At 69.8% G+C, this 22,239-nt stretch carries 19 protein-coding genes and 1 pseudogene; 6 read left to right on the forward strand and 14 right to left on the reverse strand.

Annotation, left to right across the window (positions count from 1 at the left end; all coding sequences use genetic code 11):
• Positions 1–698 precede the first annotated feature (698 nt).
• From ACWDX7_RS23980 to ACWDX7_RS23990, 3 genes are all read left to right on the forward strand, one after another.
• The gene (locus ACWDX7_RS23980) at positions 699–3,140 is read left to right on the forward strand and encodes an N-6 DNA methylase (protein WP_451492169.1); all 2,442 of its coding nucleotides are present in this window, start codon (positions 699–701) and stop codon (positions 3,138–3,140) included.
• Complete coding sequence (locus ACWDX7_RS23985) at positions 3,140–4,498, forward strand: hypothetical protein (RefSeq protein ID WP_451492114.1); 1,359 nt, start codon at positions 3,140–3,142, stop codon at positions 4,496–4,498. Before ACWDX7_RS23980 ends, ACWDX7_RS23985 begins: the two co-directional genes overlap by 1 nt.
• Before the next feature lie 597 nt (positions 4,499–5,095).
• Positions 5,096–5,602 (forward strand): hypothetical protein, encoded by a 507-nt coding sequence (locus ACWDX7_RS23990; protein WP_451492115.1) that lies wholly within the window; start codon positions 5,096–5,098, stop codon positions 5,600–5,602.
• A 97-nt stretch (positions 5,603–5,699) separates the two neighbouring features.
• Here the strand turns inward: ACWDX7_RS23990 and ACWDX7_RS23995 are convergent, their stop codons facing one another.
• The 4 genes and pseudogenes from ACWDX7_RS23995 to codA form a co-directional block, all read right to left on the reverse strand.
• Positions 5,700–6,221 carry a hypothetical protein gene (locus ACWDX7_RS23995; RefSeq protein WP_451492116.1) on the reverse strand — a complete coding sequence of 174 codons (522 nt, stop codon included), beginning with the start codon at positions 6,219–6,221 and terminating at the stop codon, positions 5,700–5,702.
• Between the two features lie 57 nt (positions 6,222–6,278).
• Positions 6,279–6,434, reverse strand: a complete 156-nt coding sequence (locus ACWDX7_RS24000; RefSeq protein ID WP_451492173.1) for a hypothetical protein — start codon at positions 6,432–6,434, stop codon at positions 6,279–6,281.
• A gap of 82 nt (positions 6,435–6,516) precedes the next feature.
• A pseudogene (locus ACWDX7_RS24005) lies at positions 6,517–6,804 on the reverse strand (DUF5956 family protein); the annotation flags it as partial.
• Positions 6,805–7,027: 223 nt separating this feature from the next.
• On the reverse strand, positions 7,028–8,350 hold the full coding sequence (gene codA / locus ACWDX7_RS24010; RefSeq protein ID WP_451492117.1) for a cytosine deaminase: 1,323 nt from the start codon (positions 8,348–8,350) through the stop codon (positions 7,028–7,030).
• A gap of 140 nt (positions 8,351–8,490) precedes the next feature.
• On the opposite strand from codA, the gene ACWDX7_RS24015 reads away from it, so the two are divergent.
• Positions 8,491–10,320, forward strand: coding sequence for a S9 family peptidase (locus ACWDX7_RS24015; RefSeq protein WP_451492118.1), 1,830 nt, complete (start codon positions 8,491–8,493; stop codon positions 10,318–10,320).
• A gap of 43 nt (positions 10,321–10,363) precedes the next feature.
• Positions 10,364–11,161, forward strand: a complete 798-nt coding sequence (locus ACWDX7_RS24020; protein ID WP_451492119.1) for an SURF1 family protein — start codon at positions 10,364–10,366, stop codon at positions 11,159–11,161.
• Between the two features lie 39 nt (positions 11,162–11,200).
• On the opposite strand, the gene ACWDX7_RS24025 is transcribed toward ACWDX7_RS24020, so the two are convergent.
• The 7 genes from ACWDX7_RS24025 to ACWDX7_RS24055 all read right to left on the reverse strand — a co-directional run bounded on the left by ACWDX7_RS24025 (position 11,201) and on the right by ACWDX7_RS24055 (position 17,676).
• A complete protein-coding gene (locus tag ACWDX7_RS24025; RefSeq protein WP_451492120.1) occupies positions 11,201–12,298 on the reverse strand; it encodes a hypothetical protein in 1,098 nt (365 codons plus the stop codon).
• The gene (locus tag ACWDX7_RS24030; protein ID WP_451492170.1) at positions 12,295–13,020 is read right to left on the reverse strand and encodes a SigE family RNA polymerase sigma factor; all 726 of its coding nucleotides are present in this window, start codon (positions 13,018–13,020) and stop codon (positions 12,295–12,297) included. Before ACWDX7_RS24030 ends, ACWDX7_RS24025 begins: the two co-directional genes overlap by 4 nt.
• A 278-nt stretch (positions 13,021–13,298) precedes the next feature.
• Complete coding sequence (locus ACWDX7_RS24035) at positions 13,299–14,474, reverse strand: aspartate-semialdehyde dehydrogenase (RefSeq protein WP_451492121.1); 1,176 nt, start codon at positions 14,472–14,474, stop codon at positions 13,299–13,301.
• Entirely contained in the window at positions 14,471–15,745 is a 1,275-nt protein-coding gene (locus tag ACWDX7_RS24040) for an aspartate kinase (RefSeq protein ID WP_451492122.1), read from the reverse strand. The genes ACWDX7_RS24035 and ACWDX7_RS24040 overlap by 4 nt, the downstream gene beginning before the upstream one ends.
• A gap of 225 nt (positions 15,746–15,970) precedes the next feature.
• On the reverse strand, positions 15,971–16,618 hold the full coding sequence (locus ACWDX7_RS24045) for a DUF5063 domain-containing protein (protein ID WP_451492123.1): 648 nt from the start codon (positions 16,616–16,618) through the stop codon (positions 15,971–15,973).
• Positions 16,611–17,210: a recombination mediator RecR gene (recR, locus tag ACWDX7_RS24050; protein ID WP_451492124.1), complete on the reverse strand. Its 600-nt coding sequence runs from the start codon at positions 17,208–17,210 to the stop codon at positions 16,611–16,613. Before recR ends, ACWDX7_RS24045 begins: the two co-directional genes overlap by 8 nt.
• Before the next feature lie 121 nt (positions 17,211–17,331).
• Positions 17,332–17,676: a YbaB/EbfC family nucleoid-associated protein gene (locus ACWDX7_RS24055; RefSeq protein ID WP_355409903.1), complete on the reverse strand. Its 345-nt coding sequence runs from the start codon at positions 17,674–17,676 to the stop codon at positions 17,332–17,334.
• A 255-nt stretch (positions 17,677–17,931) separates the two neighbouring features.
• Between ACWDX7_RS24055 and ACWDX7_RS24060 the strand changes: the two genes are divergently transcribed.
• The gene (locus tag ACWDX7_RS24060) at positions 17,932–18,681 is read left to right on the forward strand and encodes an SLATT domain-containing protein (RefSeq protein ID WP_451492125.1); all 750 of its coding nucleotides are present in this window, start codon (positions 17,932–17,934) and stop codon (positions 18,679–18,681) included.
• 269 nt (positions 18,682–18,950) lie between these two features.
• On the opposite strand, the gene ACWDX7_RS24065 is transcribed toward ACWDX7_RS24060, so the two are convergent.
• The 3 genes from ACWDX7_RS24065 to ACWDX7_RS24075 form a co-directional block, all read right to left on the reverse strand.
• Positions 18,951–19,601, reverse strand: a complete 651-nt coding sequence (locus ACWDX7_RS24065) for a hypothetical protein (protein ID WP_451492126.1) — start codon at positions 19,599–19,601, stop codon at positions 18,951–18,953.
• Between the two features lie 139 nt (positions 19,602–19,740).
• Positions 19,741–20,406, reverse strand: coding sequence for a GntR family transcriptional regulator (locus ACWDX7_RS24070; protein WP_451492127.1), 666 nt, complete (start codon positions 20,404–20,406; stop codon positions 19,741–19,743).
• Between the two features lie 143 nt (positions 20,407–20,549).
• Positions 20,550–22,007 carry an aminotransferase class III-fold pyridoxal phosphate-dependent enzyme gene (locus tag ACWDX7_RS24075; protein WP_451492128.1) on the reverse strand — a complete coding sequence of 486 codons (1,458 nt, stop codon included), beginning with the start codon at positions 22,005–22,007 and terminating at the stop codon, positions 20,550–20,552.
• Between the last annotated feature and the right edge of the window lie 232 nt (positions 22,008–22,239).

Raw genomic sequence — 22,239 nt, forward strand, 5'->3', positions numbered from 1 at the left:
GGCTGGCCAGGGACCGTCAGACAGACCGTTCCACGTCAACACCATGTCGGGATACGACGCGTAAGAATGACTGGCGAGTTTCGGCAGCGCGACCTTCGGCGGCACATTTCCTCTGCCCTCGAACGCTGTGAGGAGTCGGCACTTCTCGGCCGAGAGACCACCTGCCGTCGCCGAGTGGGCGCCATGTCAGGCGCTGCTCCGGTTCGGGCGGCCAGCACGCTCAACGGCCCCGAGCTTCACCATCGTGGCCACTGGAGGACATAGAGCAAGCTGGCCCTCGACAAGGTCGGCGAGGATGTCGCACGAGTGACGGAGGTACTCGTCCAGCGGAGACCCTAGTAACTGCTGCGGCAGGTAGGGGTTCAGTGGGGCGGGATGAAATTCCGCCCGTGGCCACGCGAATCCGGGAGTAGTGCGCGTGATGTCCTGATGTGGTCCCACACGACCGATTGTGGGGTGGACCCATCGCACAAGGAGGCAGGTACCCGCTGAAGAGCCGAGGCTCTGTGAACGCGTAGGCTAGCGCAGTCGCGGTGGACCCTGGTTGGCGGCTGCCGACACTATGTTCACCACGACCGGCTGGGCACGCTCGTGTGAGCCTGGCTCCCAGAAAGCGCTCACGACTTCGGGCAGACTTCAGCCGCGCGTTGTTAGTCCTTGTACGTTCGAGCGGAAGAAGGCCGACCTTGCCCCCAGCGATGCCACCCGCGCCCACCACTCCCTTCGCGGACGGGGGAGCCAAGTGCCATAGGTCCGGGGCGCTGATCTGGGTCCCGCTGCGATCGAAGTGGGTCGAGGCTACCCACCAGCCGGAAGAGGTAGTTCGGCAGGAGTGGGTCCGGCGGCTCGTCGTTGACGGCGGCTTCGAACTGGCTCAGATGGATCAGGAACGGCGCACACAGCACGGCCATGGCAGCCCGCGTGCCGACATTGTCGTGTGGGAGTCAGTGGCAAAGAAGGCCAGTGAGGCTGCGGCAATCATGATCGTCGAGACCAAGGCGACGGAAGGGCCGGTTATCGAATCCGACTTCCGTCAGGGAAATTCCTATGCTGTCGCTGGAGGGGCAGGATTCCTCATCGCCGCTACGGCCACAGCACACGCTGTCTATCAGTTGACCCCCGGTTTTCCGGGCAAGGCAACTCAGATCAACAAGTGGCCGAGGGCAGCTGATTTCGGGGATCAAAAGCGACTCGACAGGCTGCGTCATTCCCTGCGCGCCTTCGATCGCGACGAGTTCCAGAAACTACTCTCAGACTGTCACGACCTCCTGCGTGACCATCACGCGATGACGCCGGATAAAGCGTTCGACACTATCTCGAAGGTGTTGTTCGTCAAGCTGCGGATCGAACGCTCGGGCGACCATGGAACCTTTACTACAGAGTTCCTGGACAAGCGTGAGGCGGTTCGTGTAGCCGGTGACGAGGAGGTTCATGAGAGGATCTTCGAGGAGACCAAGAACTACTACCGCACTGATGATCTGTTCGGGGATACAGACAAGCTCGAAATCTCAAGCGCCACCTTCCGTGCCATCGTGGCGAAACTGGAGCGATTTAATCTCTCCCAGACTGGCGACGACATCAAGGGCATCGCGTTTGAGCAATTCCTGGGTCGAACTTTCCGTGGCGAGTTGGGACAGTTCTTCACGCCTCGACCGGTTGTCGACTTCATGGTGGACGCTCTCGACCCCGAGGAAGGCGAGCTCATCTGCGACCCGGCCGCTGGTTCTGGCGGCTTCCTAATTCGCGTCTTCGACCACGTCCGCGCAAAGATCTCGTCCGACGTTGAACGGCAGAAGAACGAGAAATTTCAGGAGATTTCGTCGGAGTACCCAACCGACGCCACCGATGAGCAGTTGGCCGAACGCGACCATCGGATCGACGAAGCGTTCGCCGAACTTAATGAGAACCTGATGCCAACAGAGTCGGACGGGGGCATCGCTGACACCCGGGTCGGCCGCTTGGCCTGGAACTGCATCTACGGGACCGATAAAGAACCCCGCGCAGCCCGCACCGCCAAAATGAACATGATAATGCACGGTGACGGACACGGAGGAATCCACTGGCACGACGGTCTGGTCAACATCAACGGCATCTGGGACGGCCGCTTCAACGTGATCGTGACCAACCCGCCGTTCGGTGCGACGGTCTCCTCTAGCCAATTGGTCGGTGGAACCACAGAGTCAGACGTCCCTGATGATCCTGCATACAGGCGGCGGATGCGGAAGCGCTACGGCGACGACTGGAACGCCGGCTACCAGGCTGTCGTCAGCGCCCGCAATACACCCATCCTCGACACGTTCGAGATCGGCAACGGCAAGAAGAGCCGCCAGACCGAGGTCATGTTTGTCGAGCGCTGCCTGCGTCTTCTGAAGCCGGGCGGGCGTCTTGCGATCGTCCTGCCGAACGGCAACCTGAACGCCGCGTCGCTCGCGTGGCTGCGTCGGTGGGCCGAGGGCAAGGCGTACCTGCGCGGAGTGGTGGCGCTGCCACCTGAGACCTTTAAGTTCTCGAAGGCCAGCGTCTCTGCCTCCATCGTCTTCCTGGACCGGTTCACTCCCGAGGACGAAGCTGCCTGGCAGAAGGTTTGGGACGATGCATTGGACTCCACCAAGGAGTCGTTCGATAGGCAGCGGGATGATCTCGTGTCGAACTATGAGCAACGAATCGTGACCGCAGACGGCAACGAGACGTTGGCTGACCTCTTGACTCAGTTGGGCGCCCTCGGCGTTACCCGCGAACTTCCTGCATACACAAGGGCAGCAGAGACGGGGCTGGTGCGCGGGGCCGGTACGACGTCGATTGGCAACGCAAAGTGGGTCGGCCGAGGAACTGGGGACACTGCCGCGCTGAAGACCAAGTACATCAGCGCTGCCCAGGCTCACAACGCCACGATCAAGGCGATTCTTGCTGAGCTCAAGGCGGCTCTTAAGGATGTCGATGAGGCCCAGACCGCAGCCATGTGGACGTACGTCCGCGAGGAGTTCGACTACCCGGTCTTCATGGCGACCCCGAAAAGCGTAGGCATCACCGCAACGGGAGATACTGGCCCACACGTTGCCAACGATCTGCCCGAAATCCTCAATAAGTGGCGCGGGTTCCGGGCGTGGCAGGACAGCGGCTTCCCCGAAGGCGGCATGTAATGTCGATCGTTCAGATTGCCCCATTCAAGGTGCTGGCGTCTTGGTCACCGCCCGGCTCGCAGATCGACGCCTCGGACTGGCCGATGGTGCAGATGTCGGAACTCGTCACCGAGATCAAACCGGTCTCGCACACGCCGGCAAGCGATGAGATCGTTCGCTTCGCCGGCGTCCGGTGGTACGGCAACGGCATCTTCGTCCGCGAAGAGCGCACCGGAGACCAGGTGATCGGAAAGTGCTACCCGGTGGTACCTGGGGCGCTCATCTACAACCGACTCTTCGGATGGAAGTCTGCCTTCGCCCTCGTCCCGGCCGAGATGGCTGGCGTCATGGTCTCGAACGAGTTCCCACAGTTCCGGATCAACGATGAAGTCGCGGACCCGTCATTCATCAACCTCGTGTGCGGGTCGGAGACCTTCGCCAAGGTGATGCTGAGCCGTTCGACCGGCACAACGGCGGTCAGCCGCAATCGACTCCGAGTGCAGGACTTCCTCGACCTGGTCGTACCGCTGCCACCGTTGGAGATACAGCGCCGCATCGTCGCTGATCGCAACGCGCGGATCACAGAAGCCGAAGGACTCCTTGCTAACGGCGCCAAGCGTCGAGAGGCCGCTTGGATTGCCTTCGAGGAAGCGTTGGGCGTAGTTGCCACCGAACCGGTTGAGGTCACACAGACAGTATCGATCGCGCGCTTTGCGGGTTTGTCCCGGTGGGACGCTGAAGCCCTGGACTCCGAAACGGCGCTGCTGTACCCGACGGAGCCCCTGGACGCGCTCGCAGATGTGCGGCTCGGGTGCCAGGTACCGAAGAAGGGCGCGAACTCTACCGGTGTCACACGTCCGTATCTCCGGGCAGCAACGGTACAGCGCGGGCGACTCGACCTGTCTGACGTCAAGAACATGACAGTGCCGCAAGCCCAGGCAGAGGCTCTGGAGCTGCAGGCAGGTGACCTGCTCTTCCTGGAAGGCAGCGGATCACTCCAAGAGATTGGGCGCTGCGCCATCTGGGAGGGGCAGATCGAGGGGTGTATCCACCAGAACAGCGTCGTGCGTGGTCGCATCACCTCGGATCGGTTGATGCCCGCGTTTGCCATGGCGTGGTTCAACTCAACCCCCGGGTCCGCTTATTTCCGTGCGCAGGCAACTACCACCAGCGGTTTGTTCCACATCGGCGCTGGGAAAACGGCTAAGGCTCCCGTACCGGTCCCCCCTGTAGCAGTACAGGTGGAGCTCGCCGAGGCGCTCTGGGCCGAGATCGCTGCTGTTGAGACAGACGAATCTCTTGCCGCGGCACTGCGGGCAGAGGCTGCAACCGAGTTCGACGCTGCCGTATTCGGTGAAGCCCAGGCTGGGGATGCGTGAGCGGACGAGGTGGCATGGGGTGGACCGGGCGGTACGCAAGTCTCGGCCGTACGCCTCTGACCTGGTGAGATGAGATCCCGTGGCATGATCCAGGATCACTCGGGACGATCAGGCAGGACCTGCTTAGTGCAGGTGTCGCAGGTTCGGCTTCGATGAGCACCCGAAACAAGGAGCAAATTCGCCGACGCAACGCCAAGCGTCAGGCGTCAGCGCCGAGGCATCCCGGCGCACGTGGGAGAAATCTGGGAGATGATCTTCCCCTAGAGGCCAAGCGAATCCCTGTCACGCCAACCCACACCAACCCCCTGACCTGCAAGTTTGCGAGATCCGCAGGTAATGGTATTGCCCGAACCTCATTCGGGACGAAGAGGTCGTGGGTTCAAATCCCGCCACCCCGACTTCGTAAGGTAGAGGGCCTGATCCGCATAGGGATCGGGCCCTTCCTGCGTCTCCGGTGATCGTTTCGCAGAAAGGCGAGAGGCCCTTGACCGGCCTCTCGTTGGTCCTTGCTGGTTTCACTCCCGTGCATGGGGAACGTGGGTGATGATCTCGGTGGCTCGTCCTAAGTCTGGGTCGGGCGCATCGGGAGGGCGGGCGATGGAACCGAGGAGTGCTGCCGCGGCGGGACGGGACTTTCCCTATACCGCACGGACTACCTGCTACATCGAGATCCACAAGGACGGCCGCCTCACGCACGGCACGGACCGGGCGACGTACGAACGGGTGGTGGCCGGCGAGTCCAAGCTTTACGCGGTGTGGCCCGGGGAGTGGTCCAGCCATCTGTTCGTGATCGATGATCTGGACGAGTACGCCAAGGCCCACGGCATCAAGCACGACGGGCGGCGGACAGGACTGGCCGAGCACGTGCACCAGGTCCGGTGGACCGAGTCGGACGGCGAGCGGAATTCCCGCAGCCCGTACATCGGCATCGGGGTCTCACTGGACTGTGGGTGCAAGATCCAGAGCCTCGACGTGTTCGCCGCGCAGATGCGAGAACAGAAGGGCTGGGCTGTGGCCACCTCGGTCGGATGGAGCAGCAGCAGCGGACCTGAGGGCACTGTTTACTCACTCCGGGTCCGCCGCAAGAGCCTGACCGCCGCCTGAGCGGTCAAGGTCAGCTGGTCGGGCGGTCAGGGAGCGGCGGAATCCGCAGTGGGTGTCTCTGGCATCCGGGCAAGACGCGGCCTGGCGGGCGGCGCGGTTAGGGGAGGGCCGTGCTGATGGTGTCGGCCAGCGTCATCCATAGGGGCTGGCCGCCAGTGCCGAAGGCTGAGGCCAGGGTGTAGCCGATTGAGGCGTCCGCCGGGCGGAGGGGGGCGTGCTCCTTCCAATCGGCTATGACCATCTCGTCGCCGTCGCAGGAGAAGTCGCCCAGGTGCACGCCGTCGCGGGTCAGCCGGCTGCTGGGGACGGAGTCCGGGACCAGGCGGTACCGCGCCCCCTCGTACTCCACGTCCACCCGGTACGAACGCCTGCTCAGCCGGCCCTTCCCCGGTATCAGAGCGACCTCCCGGCCGTCGATCCGCAGGGTCAGGCGGGCCGGGTCGCGGGTGCCGATGGCTGTCTGCGGGTCCGTGTCCGACTCGGGGTCGCGCTCCAGGACCACGCGGGGGATCCCCTCGCCTGCGACCTCTATGCGGTCCTGGCCGTCCTGCCGGACCGTGATCGCGCCGAAGTGGGTGTCCTTGATGGCAGTCCCGTGGGTCCGGTCCGAGTCGTTCATGGGGCGGTTCCTTCAGTGCGTGTCCGCACTGGCCTTGCACCGGAGATTATTGGCCCCCTACGCGCCACCCGTGCCGCCGCCCTCGTGCAGCGCGGCGAGTTCGCCCCGGACCAGGGTGAGGAACGCCGGGGAGGGGCGGTCCTCCACCGCCTTCGCGGCGGCCACCGTACGAAGGTGGTCGAGGACCGCCTCCACGGTGCGGAAGGGACCCACCGGGCGCAGCAGCCACAGGCGGCCTTCGGGGCGGGGGCGGAAGACCGAGCCCGCTCAGGATCGTGCCGGCCTCGCGGTCGAGGTCGAGGACGTCCGGCTCGGGGAGCGGGGCGCACTCGACGCCGGTGATGTGACCGTGGCCGTCCAGGCGGGTCTCCACCGCCCAGCGGGTGGACCGGTCCGGGATCCACGTCCGGGCGTCGGGTGGCCATACGTACGGCAGGAACACCCAGCGCAGATCCTCGGGCGCGGGCTCCCAGCCGAGCACCTCCAGCTCCCGGATCTCGGGCAGCGGGTCCGGCTCCAGTTCACTGCGGCCGGTGCGGCGCTGTGCGAGCGGGTGCGGCCTTCCGTCCTCGTCCCACGACATGCGCGCAGGCTACTGGCGAGCCGGGTCCGGCGGCGGGCGACGCGGTCGCGGACGCGGGTGACGTCCGAGGGCGCGGCCGTACGGTCCGTGGTGAGACAGCCGTACGGTCCGCGGTGAGGCGCGGGGCGGGGCCGCGGTGAGGCGCGGGGCCGGGCCGCGGTGAGGCGCGGGGCCGGTCCGCGTCGTCAGGCGTACTACCGCGCTCGTACGAAGGGCTCCCCCATCAGGAGGGCCCCGCCCGGACCGTGTCGGGGCGTCTGGTGAAGTCGACCTCCGACGGGGGCTCCCCCGGCCAGGACAGGCGGGTCGGAGCCGGCGGGGTCTCGGCGAGGACGACGCCGCGCGAGACGACGTACCGGGGGCGGACCTGGCGGCGGATCGCCTCCTGCGGCGACGGGGCCGGGAGCAGGACGAAGGAGGCGGGGGCGTCCTCCGCCAGCCCGTACTCCGAGGCATCGAGGCCCAGCACGCGCGCCGCACGGTCCGTCACCATCGAGAAGGCCACCGGGATGTCGTCCGCGCCGGTGAGCTGGGCCGCGTACAGCCCGACGAGGGCGGTTTGCAGCGGGCTGGCGGTGCCGAGGGCGTTCCAGGGGTCCATCACGTCGTCGTGGCCGAAGGCCACGTTCACCCCGGCCGCCAGCATCTCCTTGACCTGGGTGAGGCCGCGCCGCTTGGGGTAGGCGTCGAAGCGGCCCTGGAGGTTGAGGTTGGCGAAGGGGTTGCTGACCAGGTTGATCCCCGAACGCGCCAGCAGCCGCTGGAGTTTGAAGCTGTACGCGCCGTTGTAGGAGCCCATCGCCGTCGTGTGCGAGGCGGTCGCGCGCTCGCGCAGGCCCGAGCGCAGGGCGAGGGTGGCCAGGACCTCCACGAAGCGCGACTGCTCGTCGTCGATCTCGTCGCAGTGCGCGTCCACGCGCAGCCCGTGCTCCTCGGCCACGGCGAAGGCGGTCCGCAGCGATGCGATCCCGTCCTCGCGGGTGTCCTCGAAGTGCGGGATGGCGCCGACGACGTCGGCCCCGCGCGCCACCGCCTCGCGCAGCAGCGCCTCGCCGCCCGGGAAGGAGACGATGCCCTCCTGCGGGAAGGCCACGATCTGCAGGGTCATGAAGTCCCGTACCCGGTCGCGCACTTCGAGCAGTGCGTCGAGCGCGGTGAGGGCCGGGTCGGTGATGTCGCAGTGCGTCCGTACGTGCAGCACGCCGTGCGCCGCCTGCCAGCGCAGCACCTCGGTGGCCCGCGCGACGACGTCCTCGCGGGTCAGGGTCTGCTTGCGCTCGCTCCAGCAGGCGATGCCCTCCCAGAGGGTGCCGGAGGTGTTCGGGCGGGGTTCGCCGGCGGTCAGGGCCGTGTCGAGGTGGATGTGCGGTTCCACGAAGGGCGCGGTGAGCAGGGCGCCGTGTGCCTCGATCAGCGTGCCCGTCGCGGGCGGTTCCTTCTGGTCGTCGTACGGGACGATCCGCGCGACGCGGCCGTCCTCACCGACCTCCACGTCGGCGAGACCGGGGGTGTGCAGCAGCCGGGCGCCTCTGACGATCATCCGCATGGCGTCAGCGTACGGCGCCAGGACGCGACGGCGCGTGCCGTGCGCACGGCCCCGGGCCGGTGTCTCGGCCGCCCGCGCACGGCACCGGCTCATCCGCCCGTGTGCCCGGGGCGGGGTTTCCAGGGGCAAGAATGGGGACCATGACCAGCGACAGCGATGTGACCTCCGGCGAGACCCCCGAGATGCCCGTCTGGGAGAAGCGGTTCCGGGCCCCGCGCGTCGGGCTGCCCGAGTGGGCCGAGGACGCCCCGGACCGCTCGCTCTTCGTCTCCAACGCCACCGGCACCTTCGAGCTCTACGCCTGGGACCGCGCCACCGGCGCCCAACGGCAGGCCACCGACCGCCCCAACGGCACCACCGACGGCACCCTCTCCCCCGACGGCGAGTGGATCTGGTGGTTCTCCGACACCGACGGCGACGAGTTCGGCACGTGGGTACGCCAGCCCTTCGCGGGCGGCCCCGACGAGCCGGCCACCCCCGGCCTGGAACCGTCCTACCCCGCCGGCCTGGCCATCGGACGGGACGGGACGGCCGTCGTCGGGCGCTCCACCGACGAGGACGGCTCGACCGTCCACGTGGTCCGGCCGGACGGCTCCGCGCCCTCCGTGATCTACCGGCACCGCGAGTCGGCCGGCGTGGGCGACCTGTCCCGCGACGGGACCCTCGTCGCCATCGAGCACACCGAGCACGGTGACGCGATGCACTCCGCCCTGCGCGTGCTGACCCTCGACGGCGCCACCGTCGCCGAGCTCGACGACTCCCGCGGCGGCGCGGAGGAACTGGGCCTGGAGGTACTCGGCTTCGCGCCGGTCCCGGGCGACACCCGGCTGCTGATCGGCCACCAGCGGCGCGGCCGCTGGGAACCGATGGTGTGGGACGTGGCCACCGGCGCCGAGCAGGAGCTCGCGATCGATCTGCCGGGCGATGTCAGCGCCGAGTGGTATCCCGACGGCTCCGCGCTGCTGGTGGCGCACAGCTTCGAGGCGCGCAGCGAGCTGTGGCGCTACGACCTGGCCGGGCGGGAGCTCGTACGCGTGGACACTCCGCCGGGGTCGGTCTCGGGGGCGACGGCGCGGCCCGACGGAAGCGTGGAGTACCTGTGGTCCTCGGCCGCCGAGCCGTCGACCGTACGCTCCACCTCGGGCCGGACCGTCCTGGACCCTCCCGGTTTCCGGGCGCCCGGCTCGGTGCCGGTGGAGGACCTGTGGGTGGAGGGCCCGGGCGGGCGGATCCATGCGCTCGCGCAGCGGCCCACCGGCCACGGCGACGGCCCCTTCCCGACCGTCTTCGAGATCCACGGCGGGCCGGCCTGGCACGACAGCGACGCCTTCGCCGCGACCCCGGCGGCCTGGCTCGACCACGGCTTCGCGGTCGTCCGGGTCAACTACCGCGGCTCGACGGGCTACGGCCGCGAGTGGACGGACGCCCTCAAGCACCGCGTCGGCCTGATCGAGCTGGAGGACATCGACGCGGTCCGGGAACGGGTGGTCGCCGACGGTCTCGCGGATCCCGCGCGGCTGGTGCTGTCGGGCGGCTCCTGGGGCGGATACCTCACGCTCCTGGGCCTGGGGACGCAGCCGGGGGCCTGGGCGGTGGGGCTGGCCGCCGTCCCGGTCGCCGACTACGTGACGGCCTACCACGACGAGATGGAGGCGCTGAAGTCCCTGGACCGCACCCTCTTCGGCGGTACGCCGGAGGAGGTCCCGGAGCGCTTCGAGGCTTCCTCGCCGCTGACGTACGTGGACGCGGTGAAGGCCCCCGTCCACATCGCGGCCGGCGTCAACGACCCGCGCTGCCCGATCCGGCAGATCGACAACTACGTGGACCGGCTGGCGGCGCGCGGGGCGGTGCACGAGGTGTACCGGTACGACGCCGGGCACGGCTCACTGGTCGTGGAGGAGCGGATCAAGCAGGTCCGGATGGAGCTGGAGTTCGCGCTGAAGCACCTGCCCGCGCGGCTGACGGGATGACCCTGCGGGACGGAGACCGGTGCGTTCCCCGTACCGTGGGGGGGTGCACCGGTTTCTCCTGACCCCGCGCTGGTGGGGGATCAACGTCTTCGTCGCGCTCGCCGTTCCGGTCTGCCTGTTCATGGGGTCCTGGCAGCTCGGCCGTTTCGAGGACCGCGTCGACAGCCACCGGGCGGCGTCCGCCGAGCGGCCCGCCGATCAGACGGCCGCGCCGCTGGACTCTCTGCTTCCGGTGGACAAGAACACCTCCGGACGCCTCGCTTCCGCCTCGGGGGAGTACGCCGAACAGCTGCTCGTCCCCGAGCGCCGGCTCGACGGCGCGTCGGGCTTCTACGTCCTGACCCTGCTGAAGACCGACTCCGGCAAGGTCGTTCCCGTGGTCCGGGGCTGGCTGCCGGGCACCGCGGACGCGGCCAGGGCGCCGGCCGCGCCGACCGGGCGGGTCGAGGTCACCGGGGCCCTGCAGGCCTCGGAGAACTCCGGCACCAAGGGCGTGCACGCGCAGGGCGGTCTTCCGGCCGGGCAGCTCGGGGTGATCGGAGCGGCCTCGCTGGTCAACATCGTCCCGTACGACCTGTACGACGCCTGGCTGACGGTGCAGACCCCGGCGGACGGGATGGTTCCGGTGCCCGCGCGGGCGCCGACCGACACCGGGCTCGACCTGAAGGCCTTCCAGAACCTCGGCTACACCGGCGAGTGGTTCGTCTTCGCCGCCTTCGTGCTCTTCATGTGGTTCCGGCTCTACCGGCGCGAGGTGGAGACCCTGCGCGACGCGGAGGCGGGCCTCCTGCCGGAGGAGCCCGCCGACACCGACGCCACCCCGGAACCGGCCACACGCTGAGGCGCAGGCCGGGTCAAGCGTCGGAGGTTACGGCTACGGCTACGGCTGCGGCGCGTCCAGCGGAATGACGCCCGTGCGGTAGACCGTCCCGCCGCAGGCCGTGGGGATCGTCGCCTGCGTGGTCGGAGCCCCCGCCGCAGGCGTGTGGGAGACCGCGACACCGGTCGGATCCGGGCTCGCGCGCCCCGTATCCGGTTCCGTATGCGCCGTCCCCTCCGCATCATCGCCCGCCGTACGCGCCGAGCCGTCCGGGGTACCGCCCCGCGTGGGCTCCGCGCCGGGCTCCGTGCCCGACGCCGGACACGGCTCGGCGGGCGGCACCCAGGCGAAGCGGACCTCGTACGCCGTATTCGGCTGGAGCGTCAGCTTCGGAGCCTCCGCCGACGGGTCGGGCAGCAGCCCGCTCGCCGGGTCCCCCGCCGTGTGGCCGACCACCGCGACCCCGGGGCCCTGGCCCGGCGCCGCAGCGGTCGCGGTCACCGCCGTCACGGTGTCGGGGCCGCTGACCGTGCAGCCGCGCGCCGAGACGTTGGTGACCTTGAAGGTGCCGTAGACCTTGCCGTCGGGCTGCGGGGCGCGGGCCGAGCCGACCACACCCAGCTGCTCGGCGTCGCATCCGGGCGCGCCCGGGGCCGCCACCGGCGGCAGCGGGCCGGTGCCCGCGGCGGCGCCGGCCGAGGCCGCGCCCGACGGGCCGGCCGGGACGCCGCCGTCCGGCGGAGCACTGGCCGCGGGGGCGGGCCGCTCGCCCGCGGTACCGCCCGCGTCCGGGGTGCTCTCGGTGGAGCCGGTGGTCTGCGGCTGTGCTCGGGAGCCGTTCTGGTGCGGGTCGAAGGCGTCGCCGCCCCCCTTGCTCCCGTGCTGCGCGCCGTGCCCGGCGATGGCCGAACGGCCGGTGGTGGCGTCCTCGGACCCCGTCATGTGCAGCGAGACCGGGATCGCGGTCCCGGCCAGCAGGGCGGCCGCCACGGCCCCGACGGAGGCGCGGCGCTTGCGGGTCCGGCGTACGGGGACCGCGTACCGCAGCCGCTCCAGCGCGCCCTCGGAGGGCTCCAGGCCCTCGACGGCCTCGTGCAGCAGGCCCCGCAGGAGCTGTTCCTCGCTCGTCCCGCCCGGCTGAGTGTGGTCGTCCATCATGACTGCGCAGCCTCCATCGCCACCCGCAGCGCGGCAATCCCCCGTGATCCGTACGCCTTCACCGAACCGAGGGATATCCCCAGCGTTTCGGCGACCTGGGACTCGGTCATGTCCGCGAAGTAGCGCAGCACCAGCACCTCGCGCTGGCGTCGCTGGAGTCCGCGCATGGCCTTGATCAGGTCGTCGCGCTCCAGCTGGTCGTAGGCGCCTTCCTCGGCGCTCGCCATGTCCGGCATCGGCTTCGACAGCAGCTTGAGGCCGAGGATGCGGCGGCGCAGGGCGGAACGGGAGAGGTTGACGACCGTCTGGCGCAGGTACGCCAGCGTCTTCTCCCGGTCGCGGACCCGGTTGCGGGCCGAGTGGACGCGGATGAAGGCCTCCTGGACCACGTCCTCGCAGGAGGCGGTGTCGTCGAGGAGGAGGGCGGCCAGCCCCAGGAGGGAGCGGTAGTGGGCCTGGTAGGTCTGGGTGAGGTGGTCGACGGTGGTGCCGGCCACGACGGTCACGACCGCCGTGTCGGCGACGACGCCGGCCCCGGCCGCGCCACCGCCGCTGGCGCCGCCGCCCGCCACCTCCGCATCCGCACGGGCCGCAGCAGCCGTACCGCCCTCACCGCTGTCCGCGCCATCGCGCGGCGAGGGCACGCGGCCGCCCAGGATCGGCAGGGCGCTCGCCCGTATCGGCGCCTCGGGGGACCCCGCGGACGGGATGGGCAGGATCACCGGGAGACCGCCGCCGCCGGGCGTACGGGAGCGCCGGTGCGCCTGAGTGGTCCCGGTGCGCGCCGGTGCGACGACGAAGTCGAGCAGTGCCTCTGCCACGCCTGTAGGACACCCGTCCCCCCGTCAGGGTTGTACGCGCGAGGCAGTGTCACCGGCGAAATCCCTCTTGCCCTCATGCGTACCCGCTCTTCCCGATTGCCCCGTCCATCGAGACGGCGGTCGGGCCATCACCTTGATCAAGGGATCAGCACCGATCCTACAAAGCGCACTACGCGGATTCACCCGCGCTCGGTTCCGATCGGTTCACCGTTCAGTTCACCGCTCAGTTCACCGTTCAGTCCCAGGCCCGGTCCCACTCCCACTCCCTGCCCCGCGTCCGGTCCCCGGCCCAGTTCCGCGATCAGCTCCGCGATCTGGACCGCGTTCAAGGCGGCACCGTTGCGCAGGTTGTCGGCGCAGACGAAGAACTCCAGCGCCTGCGGGTCGTCCAGCGAGACCCGTACCCGTCCGACCCACGCCGGATCCGTCCCGGCGGCGTCCGCCGGAGTGGGGAACTCGCCCGCCGCCGGGTCGTCCACGAGGACCACGCCGGGCGCGGTCCGCAGGATCTCCCGGGCGCGCACAGCGTTCACCGTCTTGTCGAACCGGGCCCGCACCGTCAGCGAATGCCCGGTCACCACCGGCACCTGTACGCACGTCACCGCCACCGGGAGCCGCTCCAGCTGCAGGATCCGGCGCGTCTGCGCCCGTACGGCCAGCTCGTGCGAGGACCAGCCGTCCTCGCGCAGCTCACCGGACCACGGCACGACGTTGAGGGCCAGCGGAGCCGCGAAGGGGCCGGTGTCCTCGCCCACGGCACGGCGTACGTCCCCGGGCTGCTCGCCCAGGGAGGTTCCGGCGACCAGCGACAGCTGGCGGCGCAGCGCCTCCGAGCCGGCCCGCCCCGCGGCGCCCGCGGCCTGGTAAGAGGAGACGGCCAGCTCGGCCAGCGAGTACTCGGCGTGCAGGGCCCCCAGCGCGGCGATCATCGCGACGGTCACGCAGTCGGGGCCGGCGACGATCCCGCGTGCCCGGCCGCGCACCGCGTGCCCGTTGACCTCCGGTACCACCAGGGGCACTTCGGGATGTTCGCGGAAGGCGGCGGACTGGTCCACGACGACGGCCCCGCGCGCGGCGACGAGGGGAGCCCACCGGGCCGAGACCTCGGCCGGGGTCAGGAAGATCGCGACATCGCCCGCACCGAAACCGTCGAAGGCGTCTGCGGTGAGGGCGAGCACCTCGCTCTCCTCCGCGCGGACGGCCAGCACGCGGCCGGCCGAGCGCGGGGAGGCGATCAGGCGTATGCCGCCCCAGACGTCTGCCCGCTGGGACAGGATCTGGAGCAGGACCGCACCGACCGCTCCGGTCGCCCCGACCACGGCGAGCGCCGGGCGGGAGGACCGGGGCGGGGTCATCGTCCGGTGCCTCCGTAGACGACGGCTTCGTCGCTGTCGGAGTCGAGGCCGAAGGCCGTGTGCACGGCGCGGACGGCTTCGTTCACATCGTCCTGGCGGGTCACGACCGAGATGCGGATCTCGGAGGTGGAGATCAGCTCGATGTTCACACCCGCGTCGGACAGTGCCTGGAAGAAGGACGCGGTGACGCCCGGGTTCGTCTTCATGCCCGCGCCGACCAGGGAGATCTTGCCGATCTGGTCGTCGTAGCGCAGGGAGTCGAAGCCGATCGCGGTCTTCGCCTTCTCCAGGGCCTCGATGGCCTTGTGGCCCTCGGTCTTGGGGAGGGTGAAGGAGATGTCGGTCAGGCCCGTGGAGGCCGCCGAGACGTTCTGCACGATCATGTCGATGTTGATCTCGGCGTCCGCGATGGCGCGGAAGATCGCCGCGGCCTCACCGGGCTTGTCCGGAACGCCGACGACCGTGATCTTGGCTTCGGAGACGTCGTGAGCGACTCCGGAGATGATGGCGTGCTCCACCTGCTCGTCCCCTTGCGGATTCTCGTTGCTGACCCACGTGCCCGGCAGTCCCGAGAAGGACGAGCGGACGTGGATCGGGATGTTGTATCGACGTGCGTACTCGACACAGCGGTGCAGCAGCACCTTGGAACCGGAGGCGGCCAGCTCCAGCATGTCCTCGGAGGAGATCCAGTCGATCTTCTTCGCCTTCTTCACGACGCGGGGGTCCGCGGTGAAGACGCCGTCGACGTCGGTGTAGATCTCGCAAACCTCGGCGTCCAGCGCCGCGGCGAGCGCCACGGCGGTGGTGTCCGAGCCGCCGCGGCCGAGGGTGGTGATGTCCTTGGAGTCCGCGGACACGCCCTGGAAGCCGGCGACGATGGCGATGTTGCCCTCGTCCAGCGCGGTGCGGATACGGCCCGGCGTGACATCGATGATGCGCGCTTTGTTGTGGACCGAGTCGGTGATCACGCCTGCCTGGCTACCGGTGAACGACTGGGCCTCGTGGCCCAGGTTTTTGATCGCCATGGCCAGCAGGGCCATGGAGATCCGCTCCCCGGCGGTCAGCAGCATGTCGAATTCACGTCCGGCAGGGATCGGAGACACCTGCTCGGCGAGATCGATCAGCTCGTCCGTCGTGTCGCCCATCGCGGAAACCACGACGACCACTTGGTGGCCGTCCTTCTTGGCATCCACGATCCTCTTGGCGACGCGCTTGATGCCCTCGGCATCCGCTACGGAGGAGCCTCCGTACTTCTGCACGACAAGGCCCACGTGCGCTCCTCGCTCAGTCCGTCTCATTGCTGGTGCAGTCTAACGAGCGGCCGCGATCCGACCGCTTCGTGCCACATCATGAGACGAAAGGATCAGCGGCTGAGTTCCCTCGCGCAGGCCGCGGGCCCGTACGCACCTCGCGGGGCCGCGTCCTACGACCGACCGGCCCAGCCGGACCCTTACGCCCGGCCCAGCCGGACCCTTACGCCCGGCCCGGTCAGACCCCTACGCCCGGCCCAGCCCGCCCAGCTCTCGTGCCATCACCTGTCCGGCCTGCTCGGCGAGATCGTCCTCGGTCAGGTCCTCGTCCGTGTCGAGGCCGTCCAGGGCGGCCAGCGGCTGGTCCAGGCGTACGTGGGCGACCAGCGATTGCAGGGCCCGCAGCGTCGCCGAGGCCGTCGGACCCCAGTTGGTGAAGTACGAGAACTGCCACCACCACAGCGCCTCGGTCGTCCGGCCCGCGCTGTAGTGCGCGAGCCCGTGGCGCAGGTCCGCCACCACCTCGGCGAGGTCGTCGGAGATCCGGTGCGCGACCGGCGTCTTGCGCGGCTCGTACGGGTCGAAGACCTCGGAGTAGACGTCGACCGGTTCCAGCATGAGCGCGAACCGCTCGCGCAGGTCGTCCACGTCCGGCTCCGGGCCCACGTCGGGCTCGTACCGCTCGTCGGGCAGGACGTCCTGGTACGCACCCAGCCGCCCGCCCGCGAGCAGCAGCTGGGAGACCTCCAGGAGGAGGAACGGCACCGCGCTGTCCGGGTCCTCACCCCTGGCGACCTCCGCGACCGCGACGATGAAGGATTCGATCTGGTCGGAGATCTGGACGGCGAAGTCGTCCGGATCCTGACTCAGAGCGTGCAGGGTTGCGTCAGACATCGAGAAGTCGCCTTCCTTCAAAGGCCCGCCCGAGCGTGACCTCGTCCGCGTACTCCAGATCTCCCCCGACGGGGAGTCCGCTGGCCAGGCGGGTGACCTTCAGGCCCATGGGCTTGATCATGCGGGCGAGGTAGGTGGCGGTCGCCTCGCCCTCCAGGTTCGGGTCGGTGGCCAGGATCAACTCGGTCACCTCACCGTCCGCGAGGCGTGCCAGCAGCTCGCGGATGCGCAGGTCCTCCGGCCCGACGCCCTCGATCGGGCTGATCGCGCCGCCGAGGACGTGGTACTTGCCGCGGAACTCACGGGTCCGCTCCACCGCGACCACGTCCTTCGGCTCCTCGACGACACAGATCACCGTCGGGTCGCGGCGCGGGTCACGGCAGATCCCGCACCGCTCCTCCTGCGCCACATTCCCGCACACCGCGCAGAACCTGACCTTGTCCTTGACCTCCAGCAGCGCGTGCGCGAGGCGGCGGACGTCGGTGGGCTCGGCCTGCAGGATGTGGAAGGCGATCCGCTGCGCGCTCTTGGGCCCGACGCCGGGCAGCCTGCCCAGTTCGTCGATCAGGTCCTGGACCACGCCTTCGTACAACGGACTGCCTGCTTTCGGTTCTGGTGGTGCGGGAGGAGAAGGGGAGGGGAAGGGGGTCGGGGTCCCGGGACGGCGTCGGAGGTCCCGGGACCGGGGGCCGGGGCCGGAGCCGGGCGGGGGACTAGAACGGCAGGCCGGGAATGCCGCTGCCGCCGCCCAGACCCTGGGCGAGGGGGCCCAGCTTCTGCTGCTGGAGCGCCTGCGCGTTCTCATTGGCGGCCTGGACCGCCGCGACGACCAGGTCGGCGAGCGTCTCGGTGTCCTCCGGGTCCACGGCCCTCGGGTCGATCACCAAGGCGCGCAGCTCACCGGAACCGGTCACGGTCGCCGTGACGAGACCGCCGCCGGCCTGGCCTTCGACCTCGGCCTGCGCCAGCTCCTCCTGGGCCGCGGCGAGGTCCTGCTGCATCTTCTGGGCCTGCTGGAGCAGCTGCTGCATGTTGGGCTGGCCACCACCGGGAATCACAGGTCACTCACTCCATACCTTCGGAACGCTTGGTCAATCCGAGCCTACGTGCTCCCCGCTCGCTACGCCCTACGCCGTGAGGACCAACTCTTTCGAGTGAGAGATGCGGCCTGCGCGTACCTGATGGAGCCCTCCTTGCGGGCGGAAATCCTGGGATTTCCCGTCCATCGGCCGTCATTCGAAGGTAGGAAGTGCATGCGCATCATTGCGCACACGCGCACCACCACACGTCAGCGCAGGCAGAGGGAGTGCCGGGTGAGCCAGCCGGAGATGCAGCCCGAGGGGCCACCCCGGGATCCCCGGGAGGAGGGCGCCGGGCCGATGCCGGCTGGCGATCTGACCGGCCGGCCCTTCCCTCTCGGGGACTGGGGGGAGCCCGCCGAGCGGCTCGACGAGCTCTACCGGCGGGTCGAGGCCGATGCTCTGCGGACGGCCGAGTGGTACATGTCGGACCGCGCGTGGAAGCGCCGGGGGGCGCGGCTGCTACGGGTCGGCGCGGCGCTGGGCGCCGTCACGGGCGCGGCCATGCCGCTGCTGGAACTGACGGGCTCGGCGGCTCGGGGCGGTTCGGCGTACGGGTTCCTCGCGCTGCTGCTGGTCGGAGCCTGCCTGATGTGCGACCGGTTCTTCGGGATGACCTCCGGATGGATGCGGGACGTGGCGACCGCGCAGGCCGTGCAGCGGCGCCTGCTGACCTTGCAGTTCGACTGGGCGTCGGAGAACGTACGGGAGGTCCTCGGACCTACGGAGGGCACCGCGAGCGAGGCCGCCGAACGGTGTCTGACCGTGCTGCGGCGCTTCTCCGAGGACGTCACGGAGCTGGTGCGCTCGGAGACGGCGGACTGGATGGTGGAATTCCGCGCCGGGCCCGCGCCGCTCGTGATGCAGTCCCTGGGCGCCTCCGGGACCCGCGCGGAGGCGGGCACCGCGCCGCCCCGCTTCCCCCTCCCCCCGGGCACCCGCCCGAACATGCCCCGCCAACGCCCCCCAGAACAACCCCGCTGACCGCGGGCTCGGCCGGGGCGTCCGGGGCAGGCCCGGGCATATCCAGCCCCGCCGGCGTTTGAGGCGCGGGGTCCGGCCGGCGCATCTTGCAGCCCCGCCGGCGTTTGAGGCGCGGGGTCCGGGGCGGCGCCCCGGGAAACGGAGAAAGGGCGGGGCGGGGACCAGCTCCGCGCAGCGGCACCCGCACCGCACCCACCCGTACGACTCAGCCGGCCGCACCCGCACACCCGCACCCCACCCCACGAACCAGCGCAACGGCAGGGCGCAGTTCAGCTAAAGATGATCATCGACCCCTGCCCCAGACTCCGCGTAGCGGCCGCATGCAGCCCCAGCCACACGTGCCGCTCCCGCGCGAAGGGACTGTCGTCGTGCGGCATCGGCCCCGCCGGCTCCTCCAGCGACGTCGGCCGCCCCGGCGGCGCCGGCGCCATCGGCGGGTTCGCCGCGTCGATCCCGATCGCGGGTGCCACGAACGTCAGCTCCCGCAGCAGCCCCTGCGCGGACCCCAGCGGCCCCCCACCCCCCAGCAGCTCCTCGTTGGCCAGCGGAGCCGGGAAGTCCACCGGCACGTACGCTCCCGCGTGGTCGTAGTGCCACACCAGGTGCGACTGCTGCGCCGTCGGCTCGAACATCTCCAGCAGCTGCTCGTAGTCCCCGCCCAGCTCGTCCACCGGGGTCACCGGCAGCCCGCAGATCTGCAGCAGGTACGCCCGCCTCAGGAAATGCAGGGCGTCGTAGTCGAAGCCGGCCACCGGGGCGACGTCCCCGCTCAGGCCCGGCATGTAGGCGAAGACGGGCACGGACGGCAGCCCGGCCTCGCCCAGCGCCTTGTCGTACGAGGCGATCTCTTCCGCGAAGGGGTTGTCGGGGCTGTGGCACAGCACGTCGACAAGGGGGACGAGCCACAGGTCACAGGCCACGTGGCCTCCGATCAGTCGTTGCCGCCGATCGAGCCAGCGTAGTGCGCCGGACACGCTCCGCGAAGGGGTGCGCAGAACCCGGTGCACCGCACGCGGCCGCCGGTTGACGCCATTGACGGCGTTGACGCGCTTGACGGCCCTACAGCCCGGCCGCCCAGTCCAGCCCGTGCTGGTTGTAGTCCTGCACGATGCGCCGTACCTCATCCGCGTCCGCCAGCGTCACCGCGTCCACCAGCGCGCTGTGCCCGTCCCACAGTGCCTCGCGCAGCCGCGGGTCGCGCTGGAGGTGGGGTACGGCGAAGACCCAGCACTGCACCCGGATGCGGTGGAGGAAGTCGGAGATGTAGGTGTTGCCGACCAGGCCGCCCAGTTCCCGCCAGAAGCGGAGGTCGTAGCCGATCAGCACTTCGAGCGAACCGCTCCGCACGGCCCGCCGCGCCTCCTCGGCCCGGCGGCGCACCGACACCAGCATTTCCGCGGCGCCGGGGGCCGTACGGGGTTCGGCGAGCCGGCGGAAGATCCCGTCCACGACCAGCGAGCGGGCCTCGACCATGCCCCGGAAGTCGTCGACGGAGTAGGCGCGGACGCGAAAACCCCGGTGCTGGACCAGTTCCAGCAGCCCTTGCGCGGAAAGGTCCACGAGCGCCTCGCGGACCGGGGTGGCGGAGACCCCGTACTGCTCCGCGATCTGCTTGACGGTGAACTCGGTCCCCGGTGGCATGCGCCCCGCCAGCACCTCGTCGCGCAGCGCGTCCGCGATCTGCTGGCGAAGGGTGTTGCGGGTGACAGCGCCGCTGCCTGGCATAGGGGTCCGTCTCCTCTGTAGGACTCCGGACACCTTAGGCCAGGCAGCAAGGCCGAAACCGATCGTTTCATGGCTGGTGGACGGCTCCGTATACGGATTTACCGCCCCTTATCAGGACGAAAACCGGCCACCAGCCTGCACGACTATCCAGCCAGCGTGTGTCGGTCCGCCACCGTCAGCGCCTCGTCCAACAGCGCCAGCCCTTCCTTCACCTCCGCCTCGGTGATGGTGCAGGGCGGGACGACGTGCATACGGTTCATGTTGACGAAGGGCCACAGCCCGGACGCCTTGCAGGCCGCCGCGAATTCGGCCATGGGCGCGTTGGCGGCGCCGGCGGCGTTGTACGGGACGAGCGGCTCGCGCGTCTGCTTGTCCCGTACGAGTTCCAGGGCCCAGAAGGTGCCCAGACCCCGGACCTCGCCCACCGAGGCGTGCCGGTCGGCCATCTCGGCGAGTGCCGGACCGATCACCTGCTCCCCGAGGTGCGCGGCATGCTCGACGACGCCCTCCTCCTCCATCGCGTTGATCGTCGCGACGGCGGCGGCGCAGGCGAGGGGGTGGCCGGAGTACGTGAGTCCGCCCGGGTAGGGGCGCGTGGCGAAGGTCTCGGCGATGGCGGCGGAGATGGCGACGCCGCCCAGCGGGACGTATCCGCTGTTCACGCCCTTGGCGAAGGTGATCAGGTCGGGGGTGACGCCCCAGTGGTCGGCGGCGAACCAGGCGCCGGTGCGGCCGAATCCGGACATGACCTCGTCCAGGATGAAGACGATGCCGTGGCGGTCGCAGAGCTCGCGCACGCCCGCGAGGTAGCCGGCCGGCGGGGTCATGATCCCGGCGGTGCCCGGCACGCTCTCCAGGATGATCGCCGCGATGGTCTGCGGCCCCTCGAAGGCGATGGTGTCGGCGAGGTGGGCGAGGGCGCGGGCGCACTCCTCGGCCTCGGTGGCGGCGTGGAAGGCGGAGCGGTAGAGGTACGGACCCCAGAAGTGCACCACTCCGGCCGCGGCCGTGTCCGAGGGCCAGCGGCGCGGGTCGCCGGTGAGGTTGATCGCGGCGGCGGTGGCTCCGTGGTAGGAGCGGTAGGTGGACAGGACCTTGGCGCGGCCGGTGTGCAGGCGGGCCATGCGGACGGCGTTCTCGACCGCCTCGGCGCCGCCGTTCGTGAAGAAGATCTTGTCGAGGTCACCGGGGGTGCGCTCGGCGATGAGGCGTGCGGCCTCGGAGCGCACGTCGACAGCGAAGCCGGGCGCGAGGGTGCAGAGCCGGGCGGCCTGGGCCTGGACGGCGGCGACGACCTTGGGGTGCTGGTGGCCGATGTTGGTGTTCACCAGCTGGGAGGAGAAGTCGAGGAAGCGCTTGCCGTCGTAGTCCCAGAAGTACGAGCCCTCGGCGCCCGCGATGGCCGGGGGGTCGATCAGCGCCTGGGCGGACCAGGAGTGGAATACATGCTTCCGGTCGGCATCCTTGACTGCGTCTTTGGTGGCGTCCTTGACGGCGTCCTTGGCGATCTCTTGGGCGGCCTCTTTGGCGGTCTCTTCGGTGGCCTCTTCGGTGGCCTCTTCGGTGGCTACGAGGTCCTGCGGGGTGGCATGAGGGGTCATCCGGCCACGCTAGAAGTGCGCAGGTGGGGACGGATATCGGCGGACTGTATGGGGGTGGCGGGCGGGTCTCGGCAGTCTGTATGGCTCCGCTCGGGCGGGGACCGGGGCGGCACGCGGCAGCCATTGACAGCATGCTGTCGAAATGACAGTCTCTTGCCATAGGAGCCACAGGGAACCAGAGAGCCAGAGAGCCACAAGGAACCGCTGGACCCAGAGCCCGGAACCCAGAGCC

This window comes from Streptomyces sp. NPDC003034 (genome assembly GCF_053591375.1).